Raw genomic sequence first — 6,234 nt, forward strand, 5'->3', positions numbered from 1 at the left:
CCATTATGCGGCTATTTTTTCCGGCGATATTCCCCCCGATTTTCCACCTTATGCGACCATATCCCCCCTGATGTGGTCGCATAATACCAGTTATGCGGCAGTCTATGAGGGAAAATGCAGCCATGCCCATGATAAGTGTAAACGCCATCAGATATGGAGCACATCGCTGTAACGTCGCATAATGTTTGACATCTGCTACATTTTTTCTATAATGAAAACATCTGGGGTACCTTAAACGCTCTAGGTCAGACGTCTCTTGCGCCTTGCGGGGATATATTGTAATAGTTCGCACCTTGTTTTCATTACAATACACCGCCTGATATTTTGGCAAGAGTATCAACCAAAGCGACGCTGTCAAGTCCAAAAGTCTCAATAGAGTAATATCTGGGCTTCCAGCAAAGGGGGTACCTGAATACGCTACACCTAAAAATGGGAGGTGCTATGACAAACCTGTTTTTGTGTTCCATTGGCCCGGTGCAGGAATTCATTGCTACTGCTCGGCGCAGTCGTGATTTGCAATACGGCTCCTGGATGTTAAGCGAACTTTCCAAAGCAGGTGCAAAGGCGCTCGCCGACAAGTATGGAATAGGGAGCCTGGTTTTCCCCGCCCCCAAAACGCCGACCGACCTGGACCCAAAGTCAAATCTCAACGTCGCAAACAAGATTCTGGCTATCATCGAAGGCGACCCAGCCGACGCGGGAGAAATCGTGCTGCAGGGAGTGCGCCGCCGTCTGGATGCGCTGCAAAAAGAAGCCTTCCAACACGTACAAAACGCGCCTTTCGATGGAGAACTGGCCGAAAAGCAGGTAAGCGATTTGCCGGAATTCTATTGGGTGAGCGTCCCATACGAAGACGAGAAGCAATACGTTCAGTCTCGCCACACTGCGGAAAGTCTTTTGGCAGCCCGCAAAAACACCAGAAATTTTCGCCAATTTCAGGGCAAAATGAGACCTAAGTCATCTCTGGACGCGTCCCGCGAGGCAGTTATCCCAGAAGAGGCTTACCCAAATTGGCGGCATGATTCCGAAGCAACCATCCAACGCAAAATCCGGAATCTCTACAATCGCTATGGCGCCCGGCGTGGCGAACGTCTCTCCGGTGTAGATTTGCTCAAGCGGCTGGGAAGCAAAGGACAGTCTTTTCCCAGCACATCAGAACTCGCTGCTCAACCTTTCCTACAAGGATTGGATAACGAGGCAGCAGAAAATTTACTCAAATCGTTGGAGATGTGGTTCACCGACTGCGAAATACAAATCGACGAAAAAAACAGCGTGCTGCTCTACCCAGGACGGGCCGCAGAGTACTTGAACAAGCCTGAATTGCAAGAAGAATATGAACAAGCCCTGGAACGGGCTCTCTCGCTATACGCCAAAGACAGGCATCCTGGGGCATACTATGCCCTGTTAATAGCCGACGGCGACGGGATGGGGGCAAGGTTAAATCAGATGCAAAATCCAGAAATGCACCGCCGGTTCTCACAATCTCTGAGCGCTTTCGCAGAACAGGCAAAGGCAATTATCAAGAAGCACCAGGGCACGCCCATTTACGTCGGGGGAGACGATATTATGGCCTATTTCCCCCTGCACACTGCCTTGGCCTGCTTGCAAGAACTGGAAACCGTATTTCGGAGCATTGCAGATGTGCAGTCCACACTCTCTGGTGGATTGGTAATTGCCCATCACTTGACCCCGCTCTCCGAGGTGCTCAAACTGGCCCGCGCCGCCGAAAAGGAAGCCAAAGGCGTACCAGGGAAAAATGGTCTGTGTATTGTGCTGAATAAACGCAGCGGTGTCGCACGGCAAATCGTAGACCACTGGCCTGATTTAAATGCCCGCTTGAACGTGCTAACCGGCTATTGTCGCGCCAAAATCATCAGCAACGGTACGGCCTATGAGTTACAGCGCATGTACCACACCCTGGATAAAGCCGACTTACCACCGGATGCTTTGTCCCAGGAGTCTCTCCGCATCATCCAGCGCAAGAGAGAATCCGGGGGAGAACGCGACTTGCCGCCAGATGTACGCCAAAAACTACATAAGTGGCTAAAGGATGATGGCTTGAGAGTGGACGAACTGGCTATGGAAATGGTTGTTGCCGTCGAATTTGCTGCTGCACAGGACATGGCAAAACTGCCCCTGAACCCCGTACAAGGCAAGGAGAAGGAGGACGGTATCTCATGACATCCTGGTTGATTCAACCTCGCGACCCTCTGATTTTTCGTGACGGACGGCCTTTCACTGCCGACCCCGGCGCCAGAGCGACCACATTGCCATTTCCGTTCCCTTCCACGCTTGCCGGCGCGGTACGCACCTTGAGCGGTACAGACCCTTCCTCAGGAAAATTTGATGAGAGCATGGTCGAAACGCTGCTTCAGCACACTATCCGCGGACCGCTTCTGATTTCTCTGAATGCCGAAGATGGCGTGGCCGAATTTTATCCGCCTGCACCGGCAGATGCTTTGCTGCTCAAAGACAAGAACGACAAGGCAGCTGCTCTTCGCTTATGGCTACGCCCTGTTAAACCACCTCAAGGAACGCAAACCGACCTGAAAGAACCACAACATATTCTTGCCCCACGCCGTCCCCGTAACGAAAAGGTATTTCCTCAGGCCCCAGGCTTTTGGCGTTGGAAGGAATTTGAAGCATGGCTGCTTCACCCGCTTGACGAACACCACATTGCTAACGTGAAAACCTGGGGATTACCCGCCTTACCACAAGAGTACCGCACACATGTACGGATTACGCCCGACTCGCAAACAGCCGACCCCGGCGGATTATTCGTTACCAGCGGATTGGAATTCACGTACATCCCTGCTAGCGATGATGAAGCGCAATCTCTGGCCAAAGCAATAGAATTTGGGCTGATGATTGACACAGATGCCGGTATTTCCTCTGCTACATGGGGCTTTTTGGGCGGTGAGCGCAGAATTGCAGGCTGGCAGTCTGTAAATACTCAATTTCCACTTTGCCCAGACGAAATCCGAAAGCGGATTGTGGCAGAGAAGCACTGCCGCCTCATCTTGCTCACGCCAGCGATTTTCAAAGATGGCTACCGTCCCACATGGCTGCTTCACCAGGCAGGCGTACAGGCCGAGGTGCTTGCTGCTGCTGTGCATCGTTACCAGGCCGTCTCCGGGTGGGATTATCAGGCTCACAAACCCAAAGCCACCCGCCGTCTGGCCCCTGCTGGAAGTGTGTACTACCTGCGGTTGGACGGAAGTTCGGAGGCCATCGGCGATTTTGTGGATGCCGTCTGGATGCAAAACGTGAGCGACGAATTACAAGACCGCCGCGATGGTTTCGGCCTGGCCGTTCTGGGAACGTGGGACGGCGAGGTTGTCGATATGGAGGTACCCAATGCCTAGAAGAGATTCAAATCAAGCCCCCCCGCAGGTCATCGTAAAAAAAGACCCCAACATCATCACCGAGACACGTCGCTACAAGGTCATTACCCCGTTGTACGGGGGCGGCGTAGAGCCAGGAAAAGCTGACCCTATTACCGTAGTGCGGGTCAGTGAAATCCGCGGCCACCTGCGCTTCTGGTGGCGGGCGACGCGCGGCGGAGCCTTCAATGGCGACTTGCAGAAAATGCGAGAGGCCGAAGAGAAAATCTGGGGCTCAGCCGGGGGAAAGGGCAAGCCGGGGCCGTCAAAAGTAGTGGTTTCACTGACACAGCATGAGCGTGGCAAACTTGTCTCAAAAGCCAAAGATAGCAACGGGAGGCAGGTGGATTATGGCGACGTCAAATCACCATATGGGTATGTAGCGTTTCCTCTACGGGAAACAAAAGACCAAGCGGCCGGTTCTGTACGTGAAAATGTTTCATTTACTCTGAAAATCCGTTACCCGCGATATGTCGCAGACGACGTATTATCTGCTCTCTGGGCCTGGGAAACCTTTGGCGGTATTGGGGCGCGTACCCGCCGCGGTTTTGGAGCACTGCAGAAAATAGATAGCAAGAGCATCCCTGATGCAAACCAAATGGAAAACGCCATTCGCGAGGCATTAATCGGTCACGTAGTTCCGAATGGGCAATGGCCGCCCGGGGTGCCCCACCTATCACCAGAAAGCACTATTATCACAACACGACAAAAAGAATCTGTCGAAGATGCCTGGCAGGTTCTCTTCAATGCATTGAAAGAATTTCGACAAATTTGTGCTCGATACGACGGAAAAACAGGCCAGAGAAGCGCCTACGGCTTGAGCCGTTGGCCCGAAGCGAACGCTATTCGGAAATTCTTGAGGTTATCACCTCGCTTCCCTGCAAATGTGACACATACCGTTATAGAGAAATTTCCTCGGGCGGTATTTGGCTTGCCTATTGGCTTCGAGATGCACCACGATGATAATAAAAAACTGGAGTTGCAGGGACGGGATAACGACCGCCTCGCCAGTCCACTCATTCTGCGCCCCATAGCCTGCTCCGACGGGGCGGTAGGGTTAGCCGTGCTCCTTGAATGGGACCCGGTCAATTCCGATGAACCCTATACCCCGCCCGGCGGGTTACGCCTGACAGGTGAAAAAGTAAATAAGGTCGTACAAAGCAAACTGAGTCAAACGGAAGTCCAACAAATCCCTGTACTCGACGGCAACCCCGATGTGTTGCAAGCATTTCTCGACTACCTGAAAGGAAAATGACCATGGATGCCAAACTTCTTTTCATTCACGCCCTCTCCCCCCTGCACGCGGGCACCGGCCAGGGTGTTGGTGCGATTGACCTGCCCATCGCCCGTGAAAAGGCAACCAACCTGCCCTATCTTCCCGGTTCCTCGCTCAAAGGCGTTCTGCGAGATGCCTGCACAGACGGCACCACCCGCAAGGAAGTCTTTGGGCCGGAAACAACCCATGCGGCTGATTATGCCGGGTCTGTCCATTTCACCGACCAGCGGTTGCTTTTCATGCCCATCCGCAGTTTGTCCGGTACCTTTGCCTGGGTGACCTCACCGCTGGTGCTGCGCCGCTTCTCGCGGGATGTAGCCCTGGCCCAAGGGGCTGATTTCCCTGCCAATGTGCCGGATGTGACGCCAAGTGATGGATGTCTGGTCACCAACGCCACAAACCTCATCGGAAATGACGGCAAAGTCACGCTGGAAGATATTCCTCTCACCCCCGCCAGGTCTGCTGAGATGGATGCCTGGGCACAGAAATTCGTCGCTGTGCTCTTCCCCCAAAGCAGCGAGTGGAAAGACGTATTCACTGCCCGCCTGTGCCTGGTTCACGATGAAATCTTCGGTTTTCTGGTGGAAACCGCCACCGAGGTCGTGGCCCGCATCGCGCTAGACGATGAAGTCAAAACCGTCAAGCAAGGTGCGCTGTGGTACGAAGAATCCCTGCCCGCCGAAAGTATTCTCAGCGGCCTGGTCGTGGCCTCCCCGGTGCGTGCGGAAGCCCATACTGTGTTCAAGACCGTTGATGACATCATCGCGAATCCGCTGCAACTGGGCGGTCATGCCACGGTTGGGCGCGGGCTGTGTTCTCTGCACATGGTGTCGTAGGAGGCTGCCATGAAAACACTCGAACAACAATATGCTGCTGCGGTCTATCAAAAAATTCAATCTTGTACGGAGTGGGGCGACAAGGAAAAGAAACGCTACGGCGTTATGGCACAGAAATTACCGGTCCTGATTCGCTCTGCCGGGCTGGCTCAGGCGCTTGCCTTCGTAGACGCCAAAGCAAGCGGAAGCAATGAAAAGCCTTACCACCAGTTGCTGGATGACCTGGCATCTGTCCTGGGTTTCGACGCCAGGAAAGATTTGCTGAATCGCAGCCGTGAGGCTCATCTATCCGACTACGCTCACTTGAGCCGGCGCGCCATCCTGGCATTGACCTGGTTCAAACGTTTCTCGCAATCCATCCTCAAGGTGGATTTGACTGACTCGGAGGATTGACATGCCACGAAGCAGACGAAACGTGCTACAGAACGCAACCTCCCAGGCCACCACCCACGCCGGATTGTGGCTGGATAAGTATTACGATGCGTCCAGCGAGACAGAAAAATCCAAACCACCCCACGAACTCGTAAAACAAGTTGCAAAGATTAACGTACCACCTTCCTATCTGCTTTTCTACAACCGGTGGGTGAAAAACCTGCAAAGGGCGAATGCACAAATGCGCATTGCCAGAGTGAACACTCGTCTGGCTATCAACCTGGGCACAGAAAGCGTGCTGGAAACATCCATCGCCCTGCATCACACCTATGGCGTTCCATACATTCCCGGCAGCGCGCTCAAAGGG

The 6,234-nt window shown here is 53.5% G+C and carries 5 protein-coding genes and 1 pseudogene; all 6 read left to right on the forward strand.

The window, feature by feature from the left end:
* Nucleotides 1-429 precede the first annotated feature (429 nt).
* The 6 genes and pseudogenes from cas10 to D6694_00730 all read left to right on the forward strand — a co-directional run bounded on the left by cas10 (nucleotide 430) and on the right by D6694_00730 (nucleotide 6,234).
* Nucleotides 430-2,181 carry a type III-B CRISPR-associated protein Cas10/Cmr2 gene (gene cas10 / locus D6694_00705; GenBank protein RMH48271.1) on the forward strand — a complete coding sequence of 584 codons (1,752 nt, stop codon included), beginning with the start codon at nucleotides 430-432 and terminating at the stop codon, nucleotides 2,179-2,181.
* Complete coding sequence (locus tag D6694_00710; protein ID RMH48272.1) at nucleotides 2,178-3,365, forward strand: CRISPR-associated protein Cmr3; 1,188 nt, start codon at nucleotides 2,178-2,180, stop codon at nucleotides 3,363-3,365. Before cas10 ends, D6694_00710 begins: the two co-directional genes overlap by 4 nt.
* Nucleotides 3,295-4,638 (forward strand): type III-B CRISPR module RAMP protein Cmr1, encoded by a 1,344-nt coding sequence (cmr1, locus tag D6694_00715; GenBank protein RMH48273.1) that lies wholly within the window; start codon nucleotides 3,295-3,297, stop codon nucleotides 4,636-4,638. The genes D6694_00710 and cmr1 overlap by 71 nt, the downstream gene beginning before the upstream one ends.
* Before the next feature lie 2 nt (nucleotides 4,639-4,640).
* On the forward strand, nucleotides 4,641-5,495 hold the full coding sequence (gene cmr4, locus D6694_00720) for a type III-B CRISPR module RAMP protein Cmr4 (GenBank protein RMH48274.1): 855 nt from the start codon (nucleotides 4,641-4,643) through the stop codon (nucleotides 5,493-5,495).
* A gap of 9 nt (nucleotides 5,496-5,504) precedes the next feature.
* Nucleotides 5,505-5,888 carry a type III-B CRISPR module-associated protein Cmr5 gene (cmr5, locus tag D6694_00725; GenBank protein RMH48275.1) on the forward strand — a complete coding sequence of 128 codons (384 nt, stop codon included), beginning with the start codon at nucleotides 5,505-5,507 and terminating at the stop codon, nucleotides 5,886-5,888.
* Nucleotides 5,889-6,129: 241 nt separating this feature from the next.
* Nucleotides 6,130-6,234, forward strand: a pseudogene (locus D6694_00730) (type III-B CRISPR module RAMP protein Cmr6).

It is taken from the genome of Gammaproteobacteria bacterium, from assembly GCA_003696665.1.
Taxonomy (GTDB): Bacteria; Pseudomonadota; Gammaproteobacteria; order Enterobacterales.

Bases quoted from the DNA above. Each gene is read 5' to 3' on its own strand.
- D6694_00710 (RMH48272.1), top strand. From the start codon at position 2,178: ATGACATCCTGGTTGATTCAACCTCGCGACCCTCTGATTTTTCGTGAC.
- cmr4 (RMH48274.1), top strand. From the start codon at position 4,641: ATGGATGCCAAACTTCTTTTCATTCACGCCCTCTCCCCCCTGCACGCG.
- cas10 (RMH48271.1), top strand. From the start codon at position 430: ATGGGAGGTGCTATGACAAACCTGTTTTTGTGTTCCATTGGCCCGGTG.
- cmr1 (RMH48273.1), top strand. From the start codon at position 3,295: ATGGTTTCGGCCTGGCCGTTCTGGGAACGTGGGACGGCGAGGTTGTCG.
- cmr5 (RMH48275.1), top strand. From the start codon at position 5,505: ATGAAAACACTCGAACAACAATATGCTGCTGCGGTCTATCAAAAAATT.